This is a genomic window from Leisingera sp. S232, from assembly GCF_049800895.1.
Classification (GTDB): Bacteria; Pseudomonadota; Alphaproteobacteria; order Rhodobacterales; family Rhodobacteraceae; genus Leisingera.
The window spans coordinates 58,367-81,119 of the sequence record NZ_JBNAFX010000001.1; the positions used below are offsets into that span (position 1 = coordinate 58,367).

Consider the following 22,753-nt stretch of genomic DNA (forward strand, 5'->3'; position numbering starts at 1 on the left):
GCGGCCAGCCGCCATCCGGATTTTGGGCCCGGCGGCCTGCCCCAGCCGGGGCAGGCCGTGCGCCGCACCACAGGTGCGGCGCCATGCCCAACCGCAGCGGCGGCGCAAAATGCGCAGCCGACTGCGGGCGGGAGCCTTCCTTTGCGATGCCACGCAGTTGCCAAGGACCATATGCCCCCGGCAAGACGGGCCGACACGTAAGAAAGCAAAAAAGGGCGCGCTCTCTCGAGCCGCCCTTTTCTTTTGTCTGCCAATTTGATCAGCGGATCAATGCGCTGTGGCGCCTGCGCCCTCGCCGGAGCCTTGCAGCGCCGCTTTGGCTGCTGCTGCTTCCTCCGCTTCCTCATCCCACTCGATGGCTTCAGGCTTGGAGACCAGCGCGTGTTCCAGAACCTCGGACACATGACTGACCGGGATGATTTCCAGCCCCTCCTTCACGTTGTCCGGGATCTCCGGCAGGTCCTTTTCGTTCTCCTGCGGGATCAGCACTGTCTTGATACCTCCGCGCAATGCGGCCAGCAGTTTTTCCTTGAGCCCGCCAATGGCGCTTGCATTGCCGCGCAGGGTGACTTCGCCGGTCATGGCAATGTCCTTGCGCACAGGGATACCGGTCAGCACCGACACGATCGCTGTCACCATCGCCAGGCCTGCGCTTGGGCCATCCTTGGGGGTCGCCCCGTCTGGCACGTGCACATGGATGTCCAGCTTGTCGAACTGCGGCGGCTTGACCCCGATCTGCGGGCTGACCGAACGCACATAGCTGGAGGCCGCCTCAATCGACTCCTTCATAACATCGCCCAGCTTGCCGGTGGTCTTCATCCGACCCTTGCCCGGCAGGCGCAGCGCCTCAATCGACAACAGCTCACCGCCAACCGAAGTATAGGCCAGCCCGGTGACAACACCCACCTGATCCTCCAGCTCGGCCAGGCCATAGCGGAACTTCTTGACGCCCAGGAAATCATCCAGATTGTCCGCCGTGACAGTCACGCTGTCGGCTTCTTTCTTGACGATCTTCGTCAGCGACTTGCGGGCAACCTTGGCGATCTCACGCTCCAGGTTCCGCACCCCGGCTTCGCGGGTATAGGTGCGGATCATCTCGGTCACCGCGTCCTCGGTCAGCTCGAACTCCTTGGCTTTCAGGCCGTGGTTCTTCACCTGTTTGGAAATCAGATGCTGCTTGGCGATCTCGCGCTTTTCATCTTCGGTGTATCCCGAAAGCGGAATGATCTCCATCCGGTCCAACAGCGGGCCCGGCATGTTGTAGCTGTTCGAAGTGGTCAGGAACATCACGTTCGAGAGATCATATTCGACCTCCAGATAGTGATCCATAAAGGTACTGTTCTGCTCCGGGTCCAGCACCTCTAGCATCGCCGAGGCCGGGTCGCCGCGGAAATCCTGGCCCATCTTGTCGATCTCATCCAGCAAGATCAGAGGGTTGGTGGTCTTGGCCTTCTTCAGCGCCTGAATGATCTTGCCGGGCATTGAACCAATGTAGGTGCGGCGGTGGCCGCGGATCTCGGACTCGTCGCGCACGCCACCCAGCGAAATGCGGATGAACTCGCGGCCCGTTGCCTTGGCCACGGATTTGCCCAGCGAGGTTTTACCCACGCCCGGAGGACCGACGAGGCAGAGGATCGGCCCCTTCAGCTTGGCCGAGCGCTGCTGCACCGCCAGATACTCGACGATGCGCTCCTTGACCTTCTCCAGGCCATAATGATCCGCATCCAGGATCTCCTGCGCGCGGTTCAGGTCCTTCTTGACGCGGGACTTGTTGCCCCACGGGATCGACAGCATCCAGTCGAGGTAGTTGCGCACAACAGTCGCCTCGGCGGACATCGGCGACATGCTCTTGAGCTTCTTCAGCTCCGCATCGGCCTTCTCGCGCGCCTCTTTCGAGAGCTTGGTTGCGGCGATCTTCTCTTCCAGCTCGGCAATCTCGCCGGCGCCCTCTTCGCCGTCGCCCAACTCCTTCTGAATGGCCTTCATCTGCTCATTCAGGTAGTATTCGCGCTGGGTCTTTTCCATCTGGGACTTGACGCGGGTCTTGATCTTTTTCTCGACCTGCAGGACCGACATTTCCCCCTGCATCAGGCCATAGACTTTCTCCAGCCGCTCGCTGACGGAAAGCGTCTCCAAGAGCTCCTGTTTGCGGTCGACTTCGATGCCCAGATGCCCCGCCACCAGGTCCGCCAGCTTGGCCGGCTCCGTGGTTTCTCCAACCGCAGACAGCGCCTCTTCGGGGATGTTCTTGCGCACCTTGGCATAGCGCTCGAATTCGTCCCCCACAGTGCGCACCAGCGCTTCGGTCGTGGTGATATCGCCGGGAATTTCGCTCAATTCTTCGGCTTTGGCTTCGAAGAATACGTCATTTTCCAGGAATTCGGTTATCTGTACCCGGCTCTGCCCTTCGACCAGCACCTTGACGGTGCCATCGGGCAGTTTCAGCAGCTGCAGCACATTGGCCAGCACGCCGGTGGTATAGATGCTATCGGTTTCGGGATCATCCTCGGAGGGGTCGATCTGGCTCGACAGCAGGATCTGCTTGTCGTCGGCCATCACCTCTTCCAGGGCGCGCACCGATTTTTCCCGGCCCACGAACAGCGGCACGATCATGTGGGGGAAGACCACGATGTCGCGCAGAGGCAGCACTGGGTAGGAGGAATTGAGTGGCTCTTGCATACTCGGTCCTTTGGTTAGGCAAGACGGCCCGGCCCCGGCATCCGGCAGCTTTGGCCCGTCTCCTCATTGGAGGTCTTTACTTGGTGGGGCGGTTCACTGTTTTCAACCGCGACACCTCAAGGCTGGGGCTCACCTTGCCCGCTGCGCGCCGGGACCACAAGGGCGCAAATGCAGGAACGGTGAGCAAATAATGAAGGCCATCCCGGCATGGCCCTGTGGATAACTGCAGAGGTGGCATCAGCGCCGCCTGAGCGTAATCAAACCGCGCTCCAGTTGCCCGCCTGGCCCGGTTTCGCGGTAGGTGCCGCTCAGCCGTGACTGATCAATCAGAAACAGGCGGATGTCCTGTCGTTGAAGTTCTCCGGTGCCGGTCTCACGCTCCGCCAGCAAATTCAGCCGCAGCAGCTGATCCGTGCCGCACGGCAGCACACCAAGCGTCAACTCATCCAGAAACACCTCGGTGCCTTCGGCAAGGTCGCCGCGCCCCACGCTTTCCGCTCTCAGGCCGGTTCCAGGTTTGACGGGTGCCCGGTCCAGCACGCCGATGGGCAGAACCCCAAGCACCGGAGAATCCGCCACCAGCCGACGATTGCGGAACCCCAGCCGCAGCACCTCGCCGCCGCGCTGCAGCAGCGGCTCCATCGTGATGCGCCCGCCCACCGACAGCCCGATCTCCCCCGGCCCTTTCAGCACGGTCCACTGCCCGCGCAGCGCCTCAGAGCCGCCATTTACAAGGTCTTCCAAAGAAATTGTGCAGCCATCCAGGCGCGGCGCCTTGAAAAAGCTTGAGGCCTCCGCCAGCGATCCCGGCGCGGTCTGCGCTTGATCAGTCTGCGCCTGTGCTGACACAGATCCGGCCAGCAGGACCGCAACTGCAAACACACCGCGTAAAATCATCGCCACCCTCCATGCGTTGACGCAAAGATAGCGGATCAGGTCTTCATAACATGTGAACAAGGGACGGTTTCAGCTACCCGCAGAGCCCAGAAAACGACGCAGGAGCGGCTATTTTGCAGGCATGACAGCCTGATGGGTCCGTTCATGCTCTTGACCGGCGTGCACCCGGCCGTCATCCAAAACCGCAAAAAGCGCGACGCCAACGGCCAGAACAGACAGCAGAATTATTTGACCCACGCCGGCAGAATTTGCGTTTTGCATAAGGTGCCTCCGCTTCGAACATCAAGCTTCAGCCTGATCTCACAGGGAATTTGAGGCAGAAGCGTGTCCCGCATCTGCCGCAGCCATGAAAACATCGTCAAACTTGATTCGAACCGACACAAGCAGACGGCTTACAGCCGTTCGATATCGCCCTGCGCGCGCATTTCATGGAAATTCTTCTGCCAGGCCTCGAACGTGCCCGCCGCAATCGCATCCCGCATTCCGCCCATAATTTCCTGGAAGTAATGCAGATTGTGCCAGGTCAGCAGCATACCCGAAATCATCTCGTTACTGCGGAACACATGGTGCAGATAGGCGCGGGAGTAGTTTGAACACGCCGGACAGCTGCAATTCTCATCCAAGGGGCGCGGGTCGTCCTGATGGCGCGCATTCTTGATGTTCACGACGCCATAGCGGGTAAAGGCCTGGCCGGTACGGCCCGACCGCGACGGCAACACGCAATCCATCATGTCGATACCGCGGGCAACGGCGCCGACGATATCGTCCGGCTTGCCCACCCCCATCAGATAGCGCGGCTTGTCCTCAGGCAGGAAACCCGGCGCATATTCCAGGCAACCGAACATCGCCTCCTGCCCCTCGCCCACTGCCAGCCCGCCAACCGCATAACCTTCAAAACCGATCTTCTTCAGCGCCTCAGCACTTTCTTCGCGCAGGTCCTGCTCCAGCCCGCCCTGCATAATGCCAAACAGCGCATGGCCTGGGCGGTCGCCAAAAGCCTCGCGCGACCGCTCCGCCCAGCGCATCGACAGGCGCATGGATTCGGCAATCCGGTCCCGGTCCGCAGGCAGTGCCGGGCATTCATCAAAGCACATGACAATGTCACTGCCCAAAAGCCGCTGGATTTCCATTGACCGTTCCGGCGTCAGCTCATGCTTGGAGCCATCCACATGGGATTTGAAGGTCACGCCCTTTTCGGTCAGCTTGCGCAACCCCGCCAGTGACATCACCTGAAACCCGCCCGAGTCGGTCAGGATCGGGCGTTCCCAGTTCATGAACTTGTGCAAACCTCCCAGCCGGTCGATCCGCTCCGCCGTGGGACGCAGCATCAGGTGATAGGTGTTGCCCAGCAGGATATCGGCCCCAGTTGCGCGCACGCTTTCCGGCATCATCGCCTTCACTGTCGCAGCCGTCCCAACCGGCATGAAGGCCGGCGTGCGGATTTCACCCCGCGGGGTATGGATCACGCCGGTGCGCGCCTTGCCATCGGTGGCCTTCAGGTCAAAAGAGAACGGGGCTGTCATGGTCTGTCCTTACATTCCGGCCAAAGGCGGGTCCAGTGCCGCAAACCCGGAGCCTTTGCCCGATATTTGCGGGCAATTCAACCCCGCCGGGGCTTGCCACCCCGGCCTTCTTGGCACCATACATGGCTTGAAATCCGGCGCGGCGGCACCCAAATGTATACCATTGCACACAATGAAACCCGACGTAAACAAATCAAAGGCTCCGGGCAACCGGCCTGCTGAAGACGGGCTGTCGCAAAGTGACCCGCCCGAACCTTCTGTATCCAGGCACGACCTCCCGGAAACGCCTGCCTCAATTGAAATGACAAAGGATTTTTCCATGATCGAAGACATCTTGGCCGAACTTGTGACCGACAACCTGCTGTACCTTCTGGGTGCGGTATTACTGGTCATTGTGATCCTCAAAGGGGTCAAGATCGTGCCGCAATCAGAAAAATATGTGGTTGAACGTTTTGGCCGCCTGCACTCGGTGCTTGGCCCCGGCATCAACTTTATCGTGCCCTTCCTCGACGTGGCCCGCCATAAGATCTCGATCCTGGAACGCCAGCTGCCCAATGCCACCCAGGACGCCATCACCAAGGACAACGTGCTGGTGCAGATCGACACCTCGGTTTTCTACCGCATTCTTGAGCCGGAAAAGACGGTTTACCGGATTCGCGACGTGGATGGCGCCATCGCCACCACCGTGGCAGGCATCGTGCGGGCCGAGATCGGCAAGATGGACCTTGATGAGGTGCAGTCGAACCGCGCCCAGCTGATTGGCCAGATCCAGCATGCGGTCGAAACCGCCGTGGATGATTGGGGCATCGAAGTCACTCGCGCCGAGATCCTGGATGTGAACCTCGATCAGGCCACCCGCGACGCGATGCTGCAGCAGCTGAACGCCGAACGCGCCCGCCGTGCCCAGGTGACCGAGGCCGAGGGCCAGAAACGCGCAGTCGAACTGAACGCCGACGCCGAGCTTTATGCAGCCGAGCAGACCGCCAAGGCCCGCCGCATTCAGGCCGAAGCCGAAGCTTACGCCACCGAAGTCGTGGCCAAGGCGATCGCTGACCACGGCATCGAGGCAGCGCAGTATCAGGTGGCGCTGAAACAGGTGGAGTCGCTGAATGCGCTTGGCAATGGCGATGGCAAGCAGACAATCCTGGTCCCGGCCCATGCGCTGGAAGCCTTCGGAAACGCCTTCAATCTGCTGAAGGGAGGCAAATGATGGACGCGTCTTTCTGGGCGATATGGTGGGTTTGGGGCGCGGCCGCGCTGACGCTTGCCATCGTCGAGATTCTGTTGCCCGGCTTTGTCTTCCTGGGCTTTGCCATCGGTGCCGCCATAGTCGCCCTGCTGCTGCTGGCGGGCGCAGGCTTCACCCTGCCGCCGCTGCTGCTGATCTTTGCGGCACTGTCGCTGGCAGCCTGGTTGGTGATGCGCAAATTTTTCGCCCTGCCCAAAGGCCAGGTGAAGACTTTCAACCACGACATCAACGATTGATCCTGCTGCCGGAACCCTCGCGGGTTCCGGTTTGCGTTACGCAATTGGGCTTCACCTCTGGTTCTGCGGCTTGTCGCGATGGCCGGAGAAAGGACCCGGTCAAACCAAGACATGCGTCATTTGTTCCAGTACAGATCGCGAAGCTGACGCTTATACAGCTTACCTGTCGCGGAGCGTGGCAGCTGATCTTCAAAATCAATGCTTTGCGGACATTTGATCGGCGACAAATGCTGACGGCAATATTCGATCAATGACTGAGCCAGCGTTTTTGATCCGGCGATGGCAGGCATCAATTGAACAATGGCCTTCACCTCCTCGCCGAATTCCGCGTTGGGCACACCGATCACCGCTGTATCCAGCACCGCCGGATGTGACAGCAGCACGTCTTCGGTTTCCTGAGGGTAGATGTTGACGCCGCCGGAAATGATGACAAAGAACTTGCGGTCGGTGAGATAGAGATACCCTTCGTCGTCGACATGGCCGATGTCACCCAGCGTGGTCCATCCTTGCGCATTGGTACAGGAGGCGGTCTTGACCGGGTCTTTGTGATAGGCAAATTGATGGCCGTTCTCGAAATACACTTCGCCCGTCTGCCCCACAGGAAGTTCGGTGCCCTGTTCGTCGCAGATATGCAGCGTTCCCAGCTTGGCGCGCCCGACCGATCCGGGATGGGCCAGCCATTCGGCGCTGGTGATGGCGGTGAAGCCATTGTTTTCGGTTCCGGCGTAATACTCGTGCACAATCTCGCCCCACCAGTCGATCATCTGTTTCTTGATGTCGGGCGGGCATGGTGCGGCCGCATGCACGGCCATTTTCATCGAAGAGAGATCAAACTCCCGCCGGATCTTCGCAGGCAGTTTCAGCAGCCGCACGAACATCGTTGGCACCCATTGGCTATGGGTGATGCGGTGGCGTTCGATGAGATGCAATGCCGTGGCCGCGTCGAACCGGCGCATGATATAGGCGGTGCCGCCCATCTTGATCGTGACCATCGAATGCCTGAGCGGCGCAGCATGATAAAGCGGCGCCGGGCTGAGATAGCGGGTGTCCCGGTCGTAGCCAAACAGCCCCGACAGCAGATCGATCAACATGCCGCGCGTGCCTGGTTTCTCGTGCGGCAGCGGCCATTTGATCCCCTTCGGGCGCCCGGTGGTGCCTGAAGAATAGAGCATGTCCAGCCCCTGCCATTCATCCCTGATTGGCGTTTCAGGCATGGAGGCAAGGCTTTGCGACCAATCTGCAAAACCTGCGGTATCCTTGCCGACGACCAGCATGTCACAGGCGCAGGATTGAAACAGCGACGTCGCCAGATCACCAAAACTGTCTGACACGATCAGCAGCCGTGCATCACAATCCTCAAGGATAAAGGCGATCTCGGCTTTGGACAGATGGGTGCTGATGGTTGTGTAGTAGACGCCCGCGCGGTCGGCCGCGAAGCAGACCTCGATGAATTCGCGGCGGTTTTCCATCAGGATCGCGATATGGTCCCCCTCGCGGATGCCGTGCGACCGCAGCAGATGAGCGCCCCGGTTGGCCTGAGCTTCCAGCGCCGCGAAGCTCACCGTCTCACCGGTTTCGCACATCACAAAAGCCGGCTTGTCCGGTGGATGGCAGCGGGGCTGAAAGGCATGCGTCGGCATGTGCTCGGCTCTCAGAACTTGATCAGGGTCTTGCCGAAATGCCCGCCCTTGCGCACATGCTCGAGCGCGGGCCTAAGGTCTTCGAACGCGAATGTCTTGCCCAGCACCGGGCGTGTGCCATGCAGCGCCATCGCGGCAAGCATGGCTTCGAACCCATCTCGATGGCCAACTGTGACGCCTTGCAGGCGTACCTGTCGCGCCACGATCAGACCCAGTGAGGCCTCGATATTCAGGCCCGACAAAACACCGATCATGGACAGCGTGCCGCCAGGCCTGACTGCGCGCAGCGACAGGGGCAGCGTCTTGGCCCCGCCCAATTCGATGATGTTGTCGAACCCGCCGCGATCAGAGGTAATCGGGCGGCTGGCGCGGGCCCAATCTTCGGTCTCGCGGTAGTTGATCGTCTGATCGCCCCCCATGGAACGGACCTTTTCCAGCTTGTCATCGCTGGACGAAATCACGGTGACATGCGCACCGTGCATCTTGGCGAATGCGACCGCAAAAAGCGCCACACCGCCGGTGCCCTGAACCAGAATGCGGTCGCCGGCGCGCGTCTGGCCATGGGTGACCACGGCACTCCACGCGGTCAGCGCAGCACAGGGAAGGGTCGCGGCCTCCGCATCGCTGAGATACTCCGGGACCTTTACAACCCCTTCCTGGGACAGGCAGACCAATTCTGCCATCACGCCGTCATTCGGCCCGCCAAGTGCTGAAGCAAAACGTTCAGGTGAAGGCTCCCCACTGGTCCAGTTCTGAAAATAGGTCGGACAGACACGATCTCCGACCGCCACGCGGGTCACCCCCGCACCGATTTCGACGATTTCACCCACTCCATCCGAGATCGGGATCAGGGGCAATTCGCCGGTGGCGCGACCATAGCCCCGTTCTGGAACAATAAGATCCCGTGCATTCAGCGACGCCATCCGCATACGGATGACGACATCCCCCGGGCCCGGTTTCGGCTCTGGCCGTTCCGAGAGGTTCAGGTTGTCAAAACCCCAATCACCTTCAATCTGGAAAACACGCATGGATCACCTCTTGGGAGTGTCGGTTTTGGAACGGGTGAGGCGGGCCACCCGGTCGCGCAGAATGCTGGTTGCGCCATCGGTGAACCCGGCAACCTGCGCCGCTGCAAGGTGCCGGGCAAAGCAGTATTCAGGCTTTAGCCCGGCAGCCCCCATCGCGTGCAACATCTGCGGAATATGCAGCTGCGCAGCCTGCACGGCGGCAATCTTGGCCTCTGCAGCTGCCAGTTGGGCATCCGCGCCCTCCACGATCATGTCCACCGCCCGGGCGGTCAGCGCGCGAGAGGCGGCAAGATCGGTTTCTGCTGCACCAAAGGGATGCCGCCATGCGGCGTAATGTGCCAAAGGATTGCCAAAGCTGCGCCGCTTGGCACCATAGTCAGCCGCCTGCGCAACGGCCGCGCCCAGCATCGCGTTGCACATCGCCGCGACATAGGTGCGGGCAGCGTTGATTTCGGTCAGGATGCTTTTGAAGGCCGTGCCAGGCGGCAATACCAATGCTTCCGCCACGACATCCTCAAGCACAAACCCGCCCGTGCCCATCGAGGTCTGCGCAAAACCTGAATTCACAGGGTAGCGCCGGACCCCAGCGCGATCGAGATCAACAAGAAAGCCGCCGATCCCATCGGCGTCCCCGGCGTTGGAACACTGGGCAAAGACCACCGCAAGGCCCGCGTGGCGCCCGTTCACGATCCAGGTCTTCTCGCCGGTCAGTCGCCAGCCCCCGGACGTTTGGGTTGCGCGTGTCGCGATGGCGGCCACATCCGATCCCGTTCCGGGTTCGGTCAGGGCGGTGCAGGCGCTGATCTCAGCCGCGAGAATGCGGGGAAGATAGCGGCTGTGCTCGGCATCGCTTGCCGACCTACACAAGCGCAGACCCACATTCTGGGTATTGACCAAAGACATGGCGAACCCGAAGTCCACCGCCGCCAAGATCTCACAGACCGCCACAAGCGTTGCAAAGCTGTGGCCCTGCCCGCCGAATTCCTTTGGGGTCGTTACGCCCGTCAGGCCGATTGCGGCCGCCATGCGGAACAGATCCGGGTCGGGCTGCCCCCCCATCGACCAGCCCGGCGCAGCAGAGGCCACCGGACCTTCGGCAAAGGCGCGTGACCGGTCAATGATCCCGCAGGCGCCGCTCATGACCTGCTGCCCCGAACCCGCGCCCAAAGACTGCCAGCAACGCCAACGATGCCGCGCGGCATGAAGATCGTGGCAAGCACCAGCACCAGACCGTAAAGGATCAGTCGGAAACTGTCGGCAAAGCGCAGATACTCCGGCAGGAACACGACAAAGAAGGCGCCAATGACCGGGCCGGCAATGGTCCCGGACCCGCCGATGATCACCGCAAGGATCGCGTCAAGCGACTGAGCCACGCCAAAGATCTCAGGATTGATGAAACTTTGGTAATGCGCATAGATCGCGCCCGCCAGGCCGGCATACATGGCCGATGTCACAAATGCGAAAAGCTTGTACTTCCAAGCAGGCACACCGACAGCACCGACAAGATCCTCGTTCTGGCGGATGGCGATCAGGATCTGGCCGATGCGAGAGCGCACAATCAGCGCAGCCTGCCCTGTCATCAGCACTGCCACTATCAGAACAAAGTAGTAATAGGTCTCGCGGTCTCGCCAGTTGAACAAGCCATCCTTGCCACCCGGCTTTGGGATGCCCGTTATGCCTGCCTCACCCTGTGTCAACTCGTGCCAGTTCATCAGCACGATGAAGATCACGAGATTGAAGGCAAGCGTCACAACGGCGAAGTAATGCCCTTTGACCCGCAGACTGGGATATCCGGTCAGCAGCGCAAAAAACGCGGTGACAAATGGGGCCAGCAGGATGGTCAGCCAGACAGGCAGATCATAGTGCATCCCCATCAGAGCCGTGGAATAGGCGCCGATCCCCATAAAGCCCGCCTGCACAATAGAGACATAGCCGGTGAAGCCCTGGATCAGGTTCTGCCCCTGCGCCGCAATCACCCAGCACAAAGCGAGAATCGAGAGGTGAAGATAGTATTTCACGGTGATGAACTGGGGGAGCAGGATGAACCCGATCAGTGCCAATCCCCACATAAAAGCCTTGCCATGCGCCCGCATTATGCTTTCCCCATAAGACCCTGCGGGCGTACCAGCAGCACAAGGATCATTGCGACAAAGGCGATAACATCCTTGTACGCCGAAGAAATGAACCCGGCAGCCAAGGCTTCGGTAATGCCCAGGACCAGCCCGCCGACAACGGCACCTGGGATCGAACCCAGCCCCCCAAGGATCAGAACCGCAAATCCTTTGACCACCAGCCCTTCGCCGATGCCGGGAGCGATGGCAAACAATGCGCCCACCATGACGCCCGCGCAAACGCCCAGCGCTGTGGAAATAGAGAATACCACCAAGGGGATCGTGTTCACGTTGACCCCCATCAGAATGGCTGCATCGCGGTTTTCGGCCACGGCCCGGATTGCCTGACCGGTCTTGGTCTTTTCGACAAAGATCGTCATGGCCGCGATGAGCAGGGCAGCCGCCAGTATTGTGTAGAGCCGCAGCTCCGGGATCGTCACCCCACCGATTTTGAACACCCAGGAGAAATCTGTCGGGATCACAACCTGCTCATGGCCGAAGAATTCCAGGTTCAGCCCCTCGACCATCATCGTCAGGCCAAGCGCTACGATGAAGGCGTTAATGTGATTTGCGTTGCGCACTGGCCTGTAGGCCAGAAGCTCGATCAGAATCCCCAGGATCAGACCGACCAACAACGCGATGACAATGGCAGCTATCAGCGGCAACCCCCACGTCACCACAAAGAAAAAGGTGAGATAGCCGCCGAACATCGAGACGGATCCATGGGCGAAATGAGCAATCCCAAGAATGCCGAACACTGTGGTCAACCCAAGCGCGATCAACACGTAGACCCCGCCGATGGCCATCCCGTTGATAATCTGTTGCAGGATCTCGATCATACACACCGTCCCTCAAAGGCAGCCCCTGTAAGGCAGCGCGGATCGCTCCGCACTGCCGGGTTCCGTTAGTCGATTGTGCTCAGGAAGGCCGAATAGGCCGCCGCATCCGACGGCAGATCCTGGACAAAGACCCAGTTGCCGCTTTGCCATTGGAAGGCACCGTTCGAGGTGTAGGCCTGCCCATTCACATCGAACATCTTTTTGTCCACCGGCAGGTATTGCATCACCACCTCATCCGGGACGGCCAATCCGCGCAATGCGGCTGCCACCGCTTCGGTATCATCGACGGTGCCTGCGGCCTCGATCGCGTCCTTCAGCGCATAAGTTTGATCATAGGCATATGGCGAGCTGGGCGATGGCGCGATGCCGAACTTTTCCGAGTAGTTCTTGTGATAGGCGATGCCGTTGTCACTGGCCGAAAGCAGTGTCAGTTCGGTCGGGCGCAAATCCCAGACGCCTTCCATCTGCTCAGAGCTGGCAACGCGCAGAAATTGTTCCTCAGATCCCGAGGTGAAACCATAACGAGGGACATCGATGCCAAGTTCGACGGCCTGGCGATAGATGAATGCCGCCGGTTCCACATACCCAACCACAAGAATCGCGTCCGGCTGCATTTCGCGGATCTTGGTCAGCTGCGGGCTCATGTCCCGGTCTTTTAGACCAAAGCTTTCACGGGTGACGATCGCACCGCCGGCCTTGTTGAGCTCTTTCTCGAACGCATCAACATAGCTGGCGTAAAAGCCAACATCGAGAGCCCCGAGAACCGCGACCTTCTTGTGTCCCTTCTCGGCGACAAAGGTTCCGGCCGCCGCGCCAGTGTAATCGGCCGGTGGGCGGGTGCGGACCAGATTGGGGATCTCGCGCGTGGTGATCGAGCGCTCGGCGGCATTGCCCACCAACATCACCGCATCTTCATTCTCGATGAACGAGGCAACGGCCCCGGTTGCCCCCGAGCAGCAGAAGCCGAGGATGAATTTCACACTATCCCGGTCGATCAGTTTACGCACCGCGTTTGACGCCTCGGTCGGATTGGCCTTGTCGTCATATGCAATGACGTTGAGCATATAGGTGTCGTCGCCAACCTTGATACCGCCCGCCGCGTTGATTTCTTCTGCAGCCATCTGCACGGCATTGGACTGAGGCAGCCCATAGACCGCTGCCCCCCCCGTGAGAGCGTCGCTTACGCCGATATCGAGTTGTTTTTCTGCGGCGAAACCGGCGGTGCCAAACATCGCGAGTGCTGCAGTAAGCGCCTTCATCTTCATAGAACGTTCCTCCCAAGTTGTCGTCGTTGACCGGTCAGTGGCCGAGGTAGGCCTTGACCACTTCCGGATGTGATTGCAGTTCCTCTCCTGTGCCGGACAGCACGATTTCCCCGGCCTCGAACAGGTAGGCCCGGTCTGCCAGGCGCAGCGCCATCAATGAATTCTGTTCAACCAGCAGGATGGTCTTGCCCATCTTCTTGATCCGCTTGATGGTTGCGCCCACCTCCGCCACGATTTTGGGCGCCAGCCCCAGCGACGGTTCGTCGAAGATGCACAGCCGGGGCCGCGCCATGAGCGCGCGCGCGATGGCCAGCATCTCCTGTTCGCCGCCGGATAGGGTTCCGGCGGCCTGATGTTTCCGTTCCCGCAGGATCGGAAACATGTTCATCATCTCCTCAAGATCGATAGCCTGTTCATCGTCGCGCCGGGCATAAGCACCCATGCGCAGATTCTGGAGCGTGGTCATCTGCGGAAAGACCTGCCGACCTTCAGGGCACATCGTGATGCCTGCGCGCACGATGTTGTGCCCGCTTTGATTGGTGATGTCCTGCCCCTCGAACGTAATGGTGCCGGAAGTGGCAGTAACCAGCCCGCAGATTGCCTTCAGGGTTGAGGATTTCCCTGCGCCATTTGCGCCGATCAGAGCCACGCACTCGCCTTCCTGCACCTCGATGCTGACGCCATGGATCACTTCGATCTGCCCATAGCTGACCCGCAGGTCCGACACTGTCAGCATTACACGGCCTCCCCGAGATAAGCGTCAATGACAGCCTGATCACCGCGAATTTCATCCGGTGTGCCCTCTGCAATCTTGGAGCCGAAGTTCAGAACCACGATGCGGTCGCAGACATCCATGATCAGCGCCATGTGATGTTCGATGACCAGGACCGATACACCGGTATCCCGTATGCTGCGGATCAGATGTGACAGGGTCTGGCGTTCGTGGCTGACCAGGCCGGCGGCCGGTTCATCCAGCAGGATCACCTTGGGCCGGGCCGCCAGCGCGGTGGCGATCATCAAAAAGCGCTGCTCCGCCGCTGTGATCGTGCCCACGGTCGCATCTGCCACGGCCTTCAGCCCCGTCAATTCCAGTATGTCTTCGATATGCCGGTTCGTGGCTTCGGTTTCACCGGGATGTCGGCCAAGGCCAAATACCGAAGACAGCGGATGCGACCGCAGAGTGACGTTGCAGCCCAATTGGATTTGTTCACGCACGGTGAATTCGGGAAAAATACTGGCCGTCTGAAAGCTGCGCGACAGACCCATTGCGACACGTTCGTATTCCGGCAGGGTCTGAATATGGCCGCCCGCCAGCAGGATTTCACCTGATGTTACCGGAAAGATCCCCGCCAGCGCGTTCACCGTGGTAGATTTCCCCGAGCCGTTCGGGCCAATCAGACCTAGGATTTGTCCCGGCTCGACGCGAAAAGACAAATCGCGCACCGCATGGACGCCACCGAAAGACTTGCAAAGTCGTTCCACCTGTAAAAGGGCCGTTGTCACTTTGTCCTCCCAACTGCTTTTCCAGCAGCTATTCTGAGCCTAGCCCGCAAAGCAGGTCGCGCAAAAATATAATGATTTTCTCTTGCGTTCTAATTTTTAGATACCCACAGTTAGACATCTGTTTTGAAAACAAATCCGTGTGCTGGTGTGGAAATCAAAAATATCAAATCAATTCAGGTTTTTGATACTGTTGCCGAAGTTCAGAACGTTACACGCGCAGCGCAGCTCTTGGGCACCAGTCAAAGTGCGGTTAGTTACCATATCAAAAAATTGGAAGCCGAGATGGATGCGGCCCTGTTTCGCCGCAGCGCCGCCGGGCTTGAGCTGACCGAGACGGGCGTCATCCTTGCAGCGCATGTGGCGCGCGGGCTCGAAGCGATCCGCACAGGGATCGCCCAATCGACCAGCCGCGCGGGGACGATCGAACTGGCGCTGCTGCCGATGTTTGCAAGCCGCTGGCTGTCCTCAAGGCTCGGCGGCCTGCTCGAAGCCAACCCCAGCCTTCAATTGTCGATCAAGAATCACAACAACAACTACGCGCATATCGACAAGCCCGAGCGCTTTGCCGATCTCGGCATCCAGTGGGGCCGTGGCAACTGGAGCGCATTCAAGGTCACCAAGCTGTGGCCAGAGCGGCTCGTCGTGGCCTGCAGCCCTGACTACCTGGCAGCGCATCCGATCCGGCACCCGTCGGACTTGACCAAATGCACCTTGCTGCACGTCGATGACACGCGGATGTGGGAGGAATGGTTTGTCGACAACAATGTCGCAAATCCCGTGGCCCCGTCGCGGATGATGCTTGAAGATCGGCATTTCCAGCTCAGCTCGACGATAAACGGCCTGGGTGTTTCGCTGTTTGCCGATTGGGCGGTTCGCCCCGAACTCGACAGCGGCTCGCTGGTGAACCCGTTCGGAGCCACCTTTGCAACCTCCTTTGCCTATCACCTGATCGTGCCGCTGGCTGCCGAGATGTCGCCATCGGTCCGCAAGTTTCACGACTGGCTGCTGGACCTAAGCCGCTCCGCCAGCGCACCGGCGCCAAAGCCGCTGAGCTAGCGCTGACTTCAACGGCCCTTCTGAAAGCAAATCGACCTGTGCCGCCCCTTGCCGCCCGGTCGCAGCAAAAGATACAGGCGCGCCCCACGCAACGCCGCGCGAAGATCTGCAAAACGCATGACTGCAACCGCAGGCGCGAAGGCCGCGACAAACCGCTTTGTCCCATCCCGTGTGGAGTGAGCCGTTCCAGAGTCTTTGCGCGCGGCCCCAATATCTGCGCGGGTCACATGGATTGGCCCGTCCTCTTACATGACAGTTCTTGTCACCGACACACAACATCGCAGGCCGTTCAGAACCGGAACCCGACCCCAGCCAGCAGGCTATAGGTCACCGCATCATGGCGAAAGAAACCGACAGTGCCGGGCGTACCTTCCTGAAACTCCACCCCCAGCCCGCGGCACATGACATAGACAGACGCCTGTTCCCAGCGGTCATAGATCACCCCGCCCATGGCCGACCAGCTGTCCTCGGACCCACCGGCCAGGCTGATATCCCCCTCCAGCGCCAGGCTAAGATCCTCTGACAACCGACGCTCCCAGCGCATTCCGGCAATCACGTCACTCCAGTCGGCGCCCCGGTGCAACGTGCCGCCCGGCAGGCTGGCGGCCACATCCACATCCCAATGGCGGACACCGCCAAACACCTCAAGCTGGGCCACACCCCGGTCAAACCGGTAAGCCACAACCGCTTCGCCAAGATTCTGATCAAAGCGCACCGCCGCCGCGCCGCCAGACCCTGCCCCATCCGCATCTGCATCCAGTATCGAATACCGCAAGCGAAACCCGAAATTGCTGCTGTGGAAGCCTTCGAACTGCAACATCCCACCAGCCTGCAACTGGCCAAAAGCATCACCGGCGTCGATCTCGACATCGCCCCCCGTCCGGCCCAGTTCCGTAGTGCTTTCGATAGAGGGCGCCAGGACAAAGGGCGTCAGATGCCATTGCCAACTGCCCCCGGAATAGGCCGGTGCCGCCGCCAAAACCGCGCCTGCCGCCAGCAATAGGCGGGCAAAAAGGCGGCAAAGTGCAGACAGCTTAGGCATCGCTCCTCTCCAGGCACACCCAATCCACAGCTCGAACGGCAAAAGGATACCGGTCTGCTGCGACAGGACAGCAATCACAAAAACATCGCGGGGGAACCACAACTTAGCGCGCCCGCAGGGCCTAATCAAATTCTGTCCGCAAAGTGGTTAACATATCATTGCAACGGTCCGGCCTGCCGCCTCTGGACGCCGGGAAGCTTATTTCCTATATAAATCGTCGGTAAATAGAACCGGGATCCTCATGACCAACCCTGCCGAACCGCTCGAAGGCGCCCCGCTGATCGCGCCCTCCTCTGTCAGCCACCCGCTGTACGAGGCCATCGTCGAAGCCTGCCGCACCGTCTATGACCCGGAAATCCCGGTGAATATCTACGAACTGGGCCTGATCTACACGATCGACATCAACGCCGAAAACGATGTGAAGGTGATAATGACTCTGACCGCACCGGGCTGCCCTGTGGCCGGCGAGATGCCCGGCTGGATCATTGATGCGATATCCCCCGTGGACGGCGTCAAAAGCGCCGACGTCGAGCTCACCTGGGAGCCGCCCTGGGGCATGGAGATGATGTCCGACGAGGCGCGCCTCGAACTGGGCTTCATGTAATCTAAAACTGTCATGAGAGTTTAATGCGCCCGTTACACGGGCGCACTCCGGCTGTTACATCGCCCGCGTCTGTTACGGGCAGAATTGACCAACCGGAGATTTCTCATGCGTTTTGCCCTGCTGTCTGCAGCCGCAGCGTTCATCCCTCTGGCAGCCGAAGCCGGCCCCCCGGCGACCGGCAGCCCGGACTATGGCCTCAGCTACGGCCCCCGTCCGGCCTATCTGATTTCCAAGCTGCCCGAGGGTGCCCTGAAGGACAAACTGCAGTCCTGCGCCGCGCAGACGCCCAGCCGCTCGGATTTCTCCATCGGCCACCGCGGCGCGCCGCTGATGTTCCCGGAACATACCGTTGAATCCAACGTGGCAGCCGCGCAGATGGGTGCCGGCATTCTGGAATGCGATGTCACCTTCACCAAGGATCTCGAGCTGGTCTGCCGCCATGCGCAGAACGATCTGCACACCACCACGGACATCCTGACCTCGGACCTGGCAGAAACCTGCATCACCCCTTTCTCCGCCGCCGATGGCGACACCCCGGCCACCGCCGAATGCCGCACCTCCGAACTGACCCTGGCCGAGTTCCGCACCCTGCAGCCCAAGATGGACAGCGCCGACAACACAGCCCTGACCGCCGCAGCCTATCTGGGCGGAACTGCCGACTGGCGCTCAACACTGTTTTCAGGCGACGCCACCACAATGACCCACGCAGAATCCATTGATCTGTTCAAATCACTGGGCGCCAAGTTCACCCCCGAACTGAAATCCCCCGCAGTAGAGATGCCCTTTGACGGCTTTACCCAGGCTGACTACGCCCAGAAACTGATTGACGAATACAAGGCCGCCGGCATCCCGCCCGCAGACGTCTGGGCGCAAAGTTTCAACCTTAAAGACGTGCTCTACTGGATCGAACACGAGCCCGAATTCGGCAAACAGGCGGTGTTCCTGGATGCCAGCTACGACCGCGAAGGCTTTGACCCGGACAACCCGGCGACCTTCCCGCATGACTTTGCAGCGCTGCACGCCAGGGGCGTCAACTACATCGCGCCGCCGATGTGGATGCTGGTGACGCTGGAGAACGGCCAGGTCGTCCCTTCGGCTTATGCCAAGGCAGCCAAGACTGCGGGCCTCAAACTGATCACCTGGACCCTGGAACGCTCCGGCCCGCTAACTTTCGGCGGCGGCTGGTACTTTCAGTCCATCAAGGACGCCACCACCGATGACAGCATGTATTACCAATTGCTGGATGTGCTGGCCCAGGATGTCGGGGTTGACGGCGTCTTCTCCGATTGGCCTGCAACCGTCACCTACTATGCAAACTGCATGGGGCTCTAAGCTCCGATCTAAAACAATACCCCCATCCCCGGCCGCCTCTCTGCCCAGGGGGCGGCCTCTTTAACGCCTGAACAGGATAGACATGTTATTCTGCGCCCCGACGCGATTCCGCATCTTGCGGGGTTGAGCCGCCCGGGTGCCCACCTTAGATAGATGGGAAGTGTAAGGAGAGACGCATGTTCGGCATTCCCGGCAAACAGGCCGTGACCATGACGCCCAAGGCTGCGGCCCAGATCGCGAAACTGATGGCCAAGGACGGCCATGCCGGCCTGCGCATCGGCGTCAAGAAGGGCGGCTGCGCGGGCATGGAATATACCATGGAATATGTCGACGCGCCCGACGCCAATGACGAGGTGGTAGAACAGGACGGCGCCCGCATCCTGATCGCCCCGATGGCGCAGATGTTCCTGTTCGGCACTGAAATCGACTATGAGGTGACGCTGTTGGAAAGCGGCTTCAAGTTCAACAACCCGAATGTCTCCGAAGCCTGCGGCTGCGGCGAGTCGATCTCCTTCAAGGAAATGCCCGGCGCCTGACACCAGCCAGACCTGCAAATGACACAGGGCGGGTTTCCCGCCCTTTTTGCTGCGCTGAACCGCCCTCAAGCGAATTGCGCGAACCTGCAGCCAGTGCTACCAGTCACGCCCAAACAGCACATTCGGAGGCACCCCATGCGGCGCAAACTGGCAGCAGGCAACTGGAAAATGAACGGCACCGGCGCAAGCCTCGCTGAATTGGCGGCCCTGGCGGAAAGCCACGGCAGCCCCGCTGCCGACATCCTGATCTGCCCGCCCGCAACCCTGCTGTCGCGCGCCGCGGACAGCGCCAAGGGCAGCGCTGTTGCCATCGGTGGCCAGGATTGCCACGCAAATGCCTCCGGCGCCCATACCGGCGATCTGTCGGCTGCCATGCTGAAGGACGCAGGCGCCGCTGCCGTGATCCTCGGCCATTCCGAACGCCGCGCCGACCACGGCGAAACGGATGCCCAGGTCTGTGCCAAGGCTGAGGCGGCAATCCGCGAGGGCCTTACCGCGGTGATCTGCATCGGCGAAACTCTGGCGGAGCGCGAAGCAGGCGATACTCTGAAAGTGGCTGGCACCCAGCTCGCAGGCTCCGTCCCTGCCGTTGCCACAGGCGCCAACTCCGTGATCGCCTATGAGCCGGTCTGGGCCATCGGCACCGGCAAGGTGCCGACGCTGGAACAGATTGCAGAGGTGCATGACTTCCTGCGCGCAGAACTCACCATCCGCTTCGGCGCGGAAACCGCTGACAGATTCCGCTTGCTCTATGGCGGCTCGGTCAAACCTTCCAACGCAGGCGAGATCTTTGCCGTCTCAAACGTCGACGGTGCGCTTGTGGGCGGTGCCAGTCTGAAGGCCGCGGATTTCTCCCCCATTATCGCCGCGCTTGAGGCCAGCTGAAGCAAATTGGGTATTTATGACCAGAAAGAAGCAGCGGGTTTCATGCGCTTCTTTCTGGTCTCAAATACCCTGGGGTGAATTGGCCCGCAGGGACAAGAGGGGCAGCGCCCCTGCCCTGAAACGCAAAACGCCCCGGCATCCCGGGGCGTTTCTTTTTGGCACACCCTTACTTTGTTATGATCTCCGGCCCCATCACCGCATTTGGCAGCACAGTCGACAGCCAGGGCACATAGGTGATCAGGATCAGGAAGACGAACAGCACCGCCAGAAACGGCAAAGCCGCGCGCACCACGCCCATCATTGGCATGCCCGCCACACCTGAGGTCACGAACAGGTTCAGGCCAACCGGCGGGGTGATCATGCCGATCTCCATGTTGACCACCATGATGATGCCCAGGTGGATGGGATCGATGTCCAGTTCGATGGCTATCGGAAACACCAAAGGCGCCACGATGACCAAGAGGCCCGAAGGCTCCATGAACTGGCCGCCGATCAGCAGGATCACATTGACGACAATCAGGAACATCACCGGACCAAAGCCCGCCGACAGCATCGCATTGGCGATATGCTGCGGCACTTGTTCGTCCGTCAGCACATGCTTCAGGATCAGCGCATTGGCGATCACGAACAGCAGCGTCACGGTCAGCTTGCCCGCCTCGAACAGCGTATGCTTGGTGTCTCGATGCACCAGCGACGGGACAAAGTACACCACGCTTTCCGCAAAATTCAGTGCAAACGCCTTGGCCCGCAACCAAAGCTGCTTCGGCAACCTGGCAAGGAAATCTGCAAATGTGCTGCCGCCTTGCAGCGTCGCGACTTCTGCCGCGGCGCCTGCCCCCCAAGCGCGGGATTCGACGCGCGGTCCCATATCCCGATAAACAAAACAGGCAATAAAGAAGGCATAGACCGCCGCCACCGCTGCCGCCTCAGTCGGTGTGAAGATGCCACCATAGATACCGCCCAGGATGATCACGATCAGGAACAGCCCCCAGCCCGCTTCACGACCCGACGTGATGATCTCGCCCCAGCCCTTCCACTCGCCCTTAGGCAGGTTCTTGACCTTGGCCATCACATAGATGGTGATCATCAGCATGAGGCCTGCCATCAGGCCCGGAATGACACCTGCCAGGAACATCCGCCCGACAGAGACCTCAACAGCCGCCGCATAGACCACCATCACAATCGACGGCGGGATCAGAATGCCCAGCGTGCCTGCGTTACAGATCACTCCGGCAGCGAACTCCTTGGTATAGCCCACCTGCCGCATACCTGCGATCACGATGGAGCCGATAGCAACAACAGTCGCGGGCGACGACCCGGACAGCGCGGCAAACAGCATGCAGGCAAAGACGCCGGCAATTGCCAGACCGCCCGGCAGATGGCCGACGCAGGCGATGGAAAAGCGAATGATCCGCCGTGCCACGCCGCCCGTCGTCATGAAACTGGAGGCGAGGATGAAGAACGGGATCGCCAGCAGGGTGAAATGCCCCTCAAAGGCTTCAAACAGCGTGCCTGCGACGCTTGCCAGCGAGCTGTCGGAATAGATCAGCAGAAAGATCGTGGAGCTGAGGCCCAGCGACACCGCAATCGGCACCCCGATCAGCAACAGGCCGATCACCATCGCGAATAGGATAACAACTTCCATCAGTCATGCTCCCCGCGCAGCGCCTGCACGTCTGCAATTTCATCTTCAACCTCGTGGCTGGCCACCAGCCGGTCCACATCGCCGCGGGCGATCTGAACAGCTGCCTGAAGGAACCGGAATACCAGCAGCAGCATCGACACCGGCAGCACCAAATAGGGCACCACTTTCGGCAATTTCTCATAGGCATCGCCATAGTTGATCAGGTCCTCCAGGAACCTGAAAACCGCCACCATCGGCACATCCTGCACCTCGTAAAAGCTCTGGCTGCGGGCCTTCATGTCAAATCCGGTCGGGAACCAGCGCCCCGAGGTGGGCGGCAGGTCGGCAAACACCGCCCAGTAATCATAGGCCCCCTTCAGCAGAAGCAGCGAAAACACCAGACAGCAGCCAGCGGCAAACAGCCCGACGGCACGGCGCGCACCGGGCACCAGCATGTTGACAATCGCATCCACCCCCAGATGCGCATGGGTCTTCACCGCATAAGACGCGCCCAGGAGCACCAGCCAGGCAAACAGGAACACCGTCAGCTCCAGCGCCCATAGAATGTTGGAATTGAACACAAACCGCGCAATCACATTGGCAAAGGTAATCGCCGTCATCAGCCCCAGAAGGAGCGCGATCAGGGTTTCTTCCAGTGCGTTGATAAGCCCGCTCGGGCCGGTTCTGGACCCCGCCATGGCTGC

Annotated in this window: 21 protein-coding genes; 7 read left to right on the forward strand and 14 right to left on the reverse strand. The window is 60.3% G+C overall.

The window, feature by feature from the left end:
* Window positions 1-267: 267 nt before the first annotated feature.
* The 3 genes from lon to tgt form a co-directional block, all read right to left on the reverse strand.
* A complete protein-coding gene (gene lon, locus ACP151_RS00310) occupies window positions 268-2,679 on the reverse strand; it encodes an endopeptidase La (protein WP_424976827.1) in 2,412 nt (803 codons plus the stop codon).
* Window positions 2,680-2,916: 237 nt separating this feature from the next.
* Window positions 2,917-3,576, reverse strand: coding sequence for a hypothetical protein (locus ACP151_RS00315; RefSeq protein WP_424976828.1), 660 nt, complete (start codon window positions 3,574-3,576; stop codon window positions 2,917-2,919).
* A gap of 392 nt (window positions 3,577-3,968) precedes the next feature.
* The gene (gene tgt / locus ACP151_RS00320; protein WP_424976829.1) at window positions 3,969-5,099 is read right to left on the reverse strand and encodes a tRNA guanosine(34) transglycosylase Tgt; all 1,131 of its coding nucleotides are present in this window, start codon (window positions 5,097-5,099) and stop codon (window positions 3,969-3,971) included.
* Between the two features lie 319 nt (window positions 5,100-5,418).
* Between tgt and ACP151_RS00325 the strand changes: the two genes are divergently transcribed.
* The gene (locus tag ACP151_RS00325; RefSeq protein WP_424977061.1) at window positions 5,419-6,309 is read left to right on the forward strand and encodes an SPFH domain-containing protein; all 891 of its coding nucleotides are present in this window, start codon (window positions 5,419-5,421) and stop codon (window positions 6,307-6,309) included.
* Window positions 6,309-6,584, forward strand: coding sequence for an NfeD family protein (locus ACP151_RS00330; RefSeq protein ID WP_424977062.1), 276 nt, complete (start codon window positions 6,309-6,311; stop codon window positions 6,582-6,584). The genes ACP151_RS00325 and ACP151_RS00330 overlap by 1 nt, the downstream gene beginning before the upstream one ends.
* Window positions 6,585-6,700: 116 nt before the next feature.
* Here ACP151_RS00330 and ACP151_RS00335 read toward each other — a convergent pair whose 3' ends face one another.
* The 8 genes from ACP151_RS00335 to ACP151_RS00370 all read right to left on the reverse strand — a co-directional run bounded on the left by ACP151_RS00335 (window position 6,701) and on the right by ACP151_RS00370 (window position 14,970).
* Window positions 6,701-8,224, reverse strand: a complete 1,524-nt coding sequence (locus ACP151_RS00335; RefSeq protein ID WP_424976830.1) for an AMP-binding protein — start codon at window positions 8,222-8,224, stop codon at window positions 6,701-6,703.
* A gap of 11 nt (window positions 8,225-8,235) precedes the next feature.
* Window positions 8,236-9,252 (reverse strand): zinc-dependent alcohol dehydrogenase family protein, encoded by a 1,017-nt coding sequence (locus ACP151_RS00340; RefSeq protein WP_424976831.1) that lies wholly within the window; start codon window positions 9,250-9,252, stop codon window positions 8,236-8,238.
* A gap of 3 nt (window positions 9,253-9,255) precedes the next feature.
* Complete coding sequence (locus tag ACP151_RS00345; protein ID WP_424976832.1) at window positions 9,256-10,392, reverse strand: acyl-CoA dehydrogenase family protein; 1,137 nt, start codon at window positions 10,390-10,392, stop codon at window positions 9,256-9,258.
* Complete coding sequence (locus ACP151_RS00350; RefSeq protein WP_424976833.1) at window positions 10,389-11,345, reverse strand: branched-chain amino acid ABC transporter permease; 957 nt, start codon at window positions 11,343-11,345, stop codon at window positions 10,389-10,391. The genes ACP151_RS00345 and ACP151_RS00350 overlap by 4 nt, the downstream gene beginning before the upstream one ends.
* Complete coding sequence (locus tag ACP151_RS00355) at window positions 11,345-12,202, reverse strand: branched-chain amino acid ABC transporter permease (RefSeq protein ID WP_424976834.1); 858 nt, start codon at window positions 12,200-12,202, stop codon at window positions 11,345-11,347. Before ACP151_RS00355 ends, ACP151_RS00350 begins: the two co-directional genes overlap by 1 nt.
* A 65-nt stretch (window positions 12,203-12,267) precedes the next feature.
* Complete coding sequence (locus tag ACP151_RS00360) at window positions 12,268-13,467, reverse strand: ABC transporter substrate-binding protein (RefSeq protein WP_424976835.1); 1,200 nt, start codon at window positions 13,465-13,467, stop codon at window positions 12,268-12,270.
* Between the two features lie 34 nt (window positions 13,468-13,501).
* The gene (locus ACP151_RS00365; RefSeq protein ID WP_424976836.1) at window positions 13,502-14,203 is read right to left on the reverse strand and encodes an ABC transporter ATP-binding protein; all 702 of its coding nucleotides are present in this window, start codon (window positions 14,201-14,203) and stop codon (window positions 13,502-13,504) included.
* Window positions 14,203-14,970, reverse strand: coding sequence for an ABC transporter ATP-binding protein (locus ACP151_RS00370; protein ID WP_424976837.1), 768 nt, complete (start codon window positions 14,968-14,970; stop codon window positions 14,203-14,205). Before ACP151_RS00370 ends, ACP151_RS00365 begins: the two co-directional genes overlap by 1 nt.
* Before the next feature lie 147 nt (window positions 14,971-15,117).
* Here ACP151_RS00370 and ACP151_RS00375 point away from each other — a divergent pair, with 147 nt between their 5' ends.
* On the forward strand, window positions 15,118-16,026 hold the full coding sequence (locus tag ACP151_RS00375) for a LysR substrate-binding domain-containing protein (protein ID WP_424976838.1): 909 nt from the start codon (window positions 15,118-15,120) through the stop codon (window positions 16,024-16,026).
* Window positions 16,027-16,315: 289 nt separating this feature from the next.
* Here the strand turns inward: ACP151_RS00375 and ACP151_RS00380 are convergent, their stop codons facing one another.
* On the reverse strand, window positions 16,316-17,068 hold the full coding sequence (locus ACP151_RS00380; protein WP_424976839.1) for a hypothetical protein: 753 nt from the start codon (window positions 17,066-17,068) through the stop codon (window positions 16,316-16,318).
* 241 nt (window positions 17,069-17,309) lie between these two features.
* Between ACP151_RS00380 and ACP151_RS00385 the strand changes: the two genes are divergently transcribed.
* The 4 genes from ACP151_RS00385 (at window position 17,310) to tpiA (ending at window position 20,425) form a co-directional block, all read left to right on the forward strand.
* A complete protein-coding gene (locus ACP151_RS00385) occupies window positions 17,310-17,672 on the forward strand; it encodes an SUF system Fe-S cluster assembly protein (protein WP_424976840.1) in 363 nt (120 codons plus the stop codon).
* 105 nt (window positions 17,673-17,777) lie between these two features.
* Complete coding sequence (locus ACP151_RS00390) at window positions 17,778-19,004, forward strand: glycerophosphodiester phosphodiesterase family protein (RefSeq protein ID WP_424976841.1); 1,227 nt, start codon at window positions 17,778-17,780, stop codon at window positions 19,002-19,004.
* Between the two features lie 176 nt (window positions 19,005-19,180).
* The gene (locus ACP151_RS00395; RefSeq protein ID WP_424976842.1) at window positions 19,181-19,540 is read left to right on the forward strand and encodes a HesB/IscA family protein; all 360 of its coding nucleotides are present in this window, start codon (window positions 19,181-19,183) and stop codon (window positions 19,538-19,540) included.
* Window positions 19,541-19,675: 135 nt separating this feature from the next.
* Window positions 19,676-20,425 (forward strand): triose-phosphate isomerase, encoded by a 750-nt coding sequence (tpiA, locus tag ACP151_RS00400; protein ID WP_424976843.1) that lies wholly within the window; start codon window positions 19,676-19,678, stop codon window positions 20,423-20,425.
* 166 nt (window positions 20,426-20,591) lie between these two features.
* On the opposite strand, the gene ACP151_RS00405 is transcribed toward tpiA, so the two are convergent.
* Both ACP151_RS00405 and ACP151_RS00410 read right to left on the reverse strand, forming a co-directional pair.
* Complete coding sequence (locus tag ACP151_RS00405) at window positions 20,592-22,070, reverse strand: TRAP transporter large permease (RefSeq protein WP_424976844.1); 1,479 nt, start codon at window positions 22,068-22,070, stop codon at window positions 20,592-20,594.
* Window positions 22,070-22,747: a TRAP transporter small permease gene (locus tag ACP151_RS00410; protein ID WP_424976845.1), complete on the reverse strand. Its 678-nt coding sequence runs from the start codon at window positions 22,745-22,747 to the stop codon at window positions 22,070-22,072. Before ACP151_RS00410 ends, ACP151_RS00405 begins: the two co-directional genes overlap by 1 nt.
* Window positions 22,748-22,753 lie beyond the last annotated feature (6 nt).

Excerpts from the sequence above, each read along its gene's own strand:
- ACP151_RS00380 (WP_424976839.1), bottom strand. The coding sequence starts at position 17,068 with ATGCCTAAGCTGTCTGCACTTTGCCGCCTTTTTGCCCGCCTATTGCTG.
- ACP151_RS00315 (WP_424976828.1), bottom strand. The coding sequence starts at position 3,576 with ATGATTTTACGCGGTGTGTTTGCAGTTGCGGTCCTGCTGGCCGGATCT.
- ACP151_RS00405 (WP_424976844.1), bottom strand. The coding sequence starts at position 22,070 with ATGGAAGTTGTTATCCTATTCGCGATGGTGATCGGCCTGTTGCTGATC.
- ACP151_RS00330 (WP_424977062.1), top strand. The coding sequence starts at position 6,309 with ATGGACGCGTCTTTCTGGGCGATATGGTGGGTTTGGGGCGCGGCCGCG.
- ACP151_RS00390 (WP_424976841.1), top strand. The coding sequence starts at position 17,778 with ATGCGTTTTGCCCTGCTGTCTGCAGCCGCAGCGTTCATCCCTCTGGCA.
- ACP151_RS00365 (WP_424976836.1), bottom strand. The coding sequence starts at position 14,203 with ATGCTGACAGTGTCGGACCTGCGGGTCAGCTATGGGCAGATCGAAGTG.
- ACP151_RS00335 (WP_424976830.1), bottom strand. The coding sequence starts at position 8,224 with ATGCCGACGCATGCCTTTCAGCCCCGCTGCCATCCACCGGACAAGCCG.
- lon (WP_424976827.1), bottom strand. The coding sequence starts at position 2,679 with ATGCAAGAGCCACTCAATTCCTCCTACCCAGTGCTGCCTCTGCGCGAC.
- ACP151_RS00345 (WP_424976832.1), bottom strand. The coding sequence starts at position 10,392 with ATGAGCGGCGCCTGCGGGATCATTGACCGGTCACGCGCCTTTGCCGAA.
- ACP151_RS00385 (WP_424976840.1), top strand. The coding sequence starts at position 17,310 with ATGACCAACCCTGCCGAACCGCTCGAAGGCGCCCCGCTGATCGCGCCC.
- ACP151_RS00395 (WP_424976842.1), top strand. The coding sequence starts at position 19,181 with ATGTTCGGCATTCCCGGCAAACAGGCCGTGACCATGACGCCCAAGGCT.
- ACP151_RS00410 (WP_424976845.1), bottom strand. The coding sequence starts at position 22,747 with ATGGCGGGGTCCAGAACCGGCCCGAGCGGGCTTATCAACGCACTGGAA.
- ACP151_RS00360 (WP_424976835.1), bottom strand. The coding sequence starts at position 13,467 with ATGAAGATGAAGGCGCTTACTGCAGCACTCGCGATGTTTGGCACCGCC.
- ACP151_RS00325 (WP_424977061.1), top strand. The coding sequence starts at position 5,419 with ATGATCGAAGACATCTTGGCCGAACTTGTGACCGACAACCTGCTGTAC.
- ACP151_RS00350 (WP_424976833.1), bottom strand. The coding sequence starts at position 11,345 with ATGCGGGCGCATGGCAAGGCTTTTATGTGGGGATTGGCACTGATCGGG.
- tgt (WP_424976829.1), bottom strand. The coding sequence starts at position 5,099 with ATGACAGCCCCGTTCTCTTTTGACCTGAAGGCCACCGATGGCAAGGCG.
- tpiA (WP_424976843.1), top strand. The coding sequence starts at position 19,676 with ATGCGGCGCAAACTGGCAGCAGGCAACTGGAAAATGAACGGCACCGGC.
- ACP151_RS00340 (WP_424976831.1), bottom strand. The coding sequence starts at position 9,252 with ATGCGTGTTTTCCAGATTGAAGGTGATTGGGGTTTTGACAACCTGAAC.
- ACP151_RS00355 (WP_424976834.1), bottom strand. The coding sequence starts at position 12,202 with ATGATCGAGATCCTGCAACAGATTATCAACGGGATGGCCATCGGCGGG.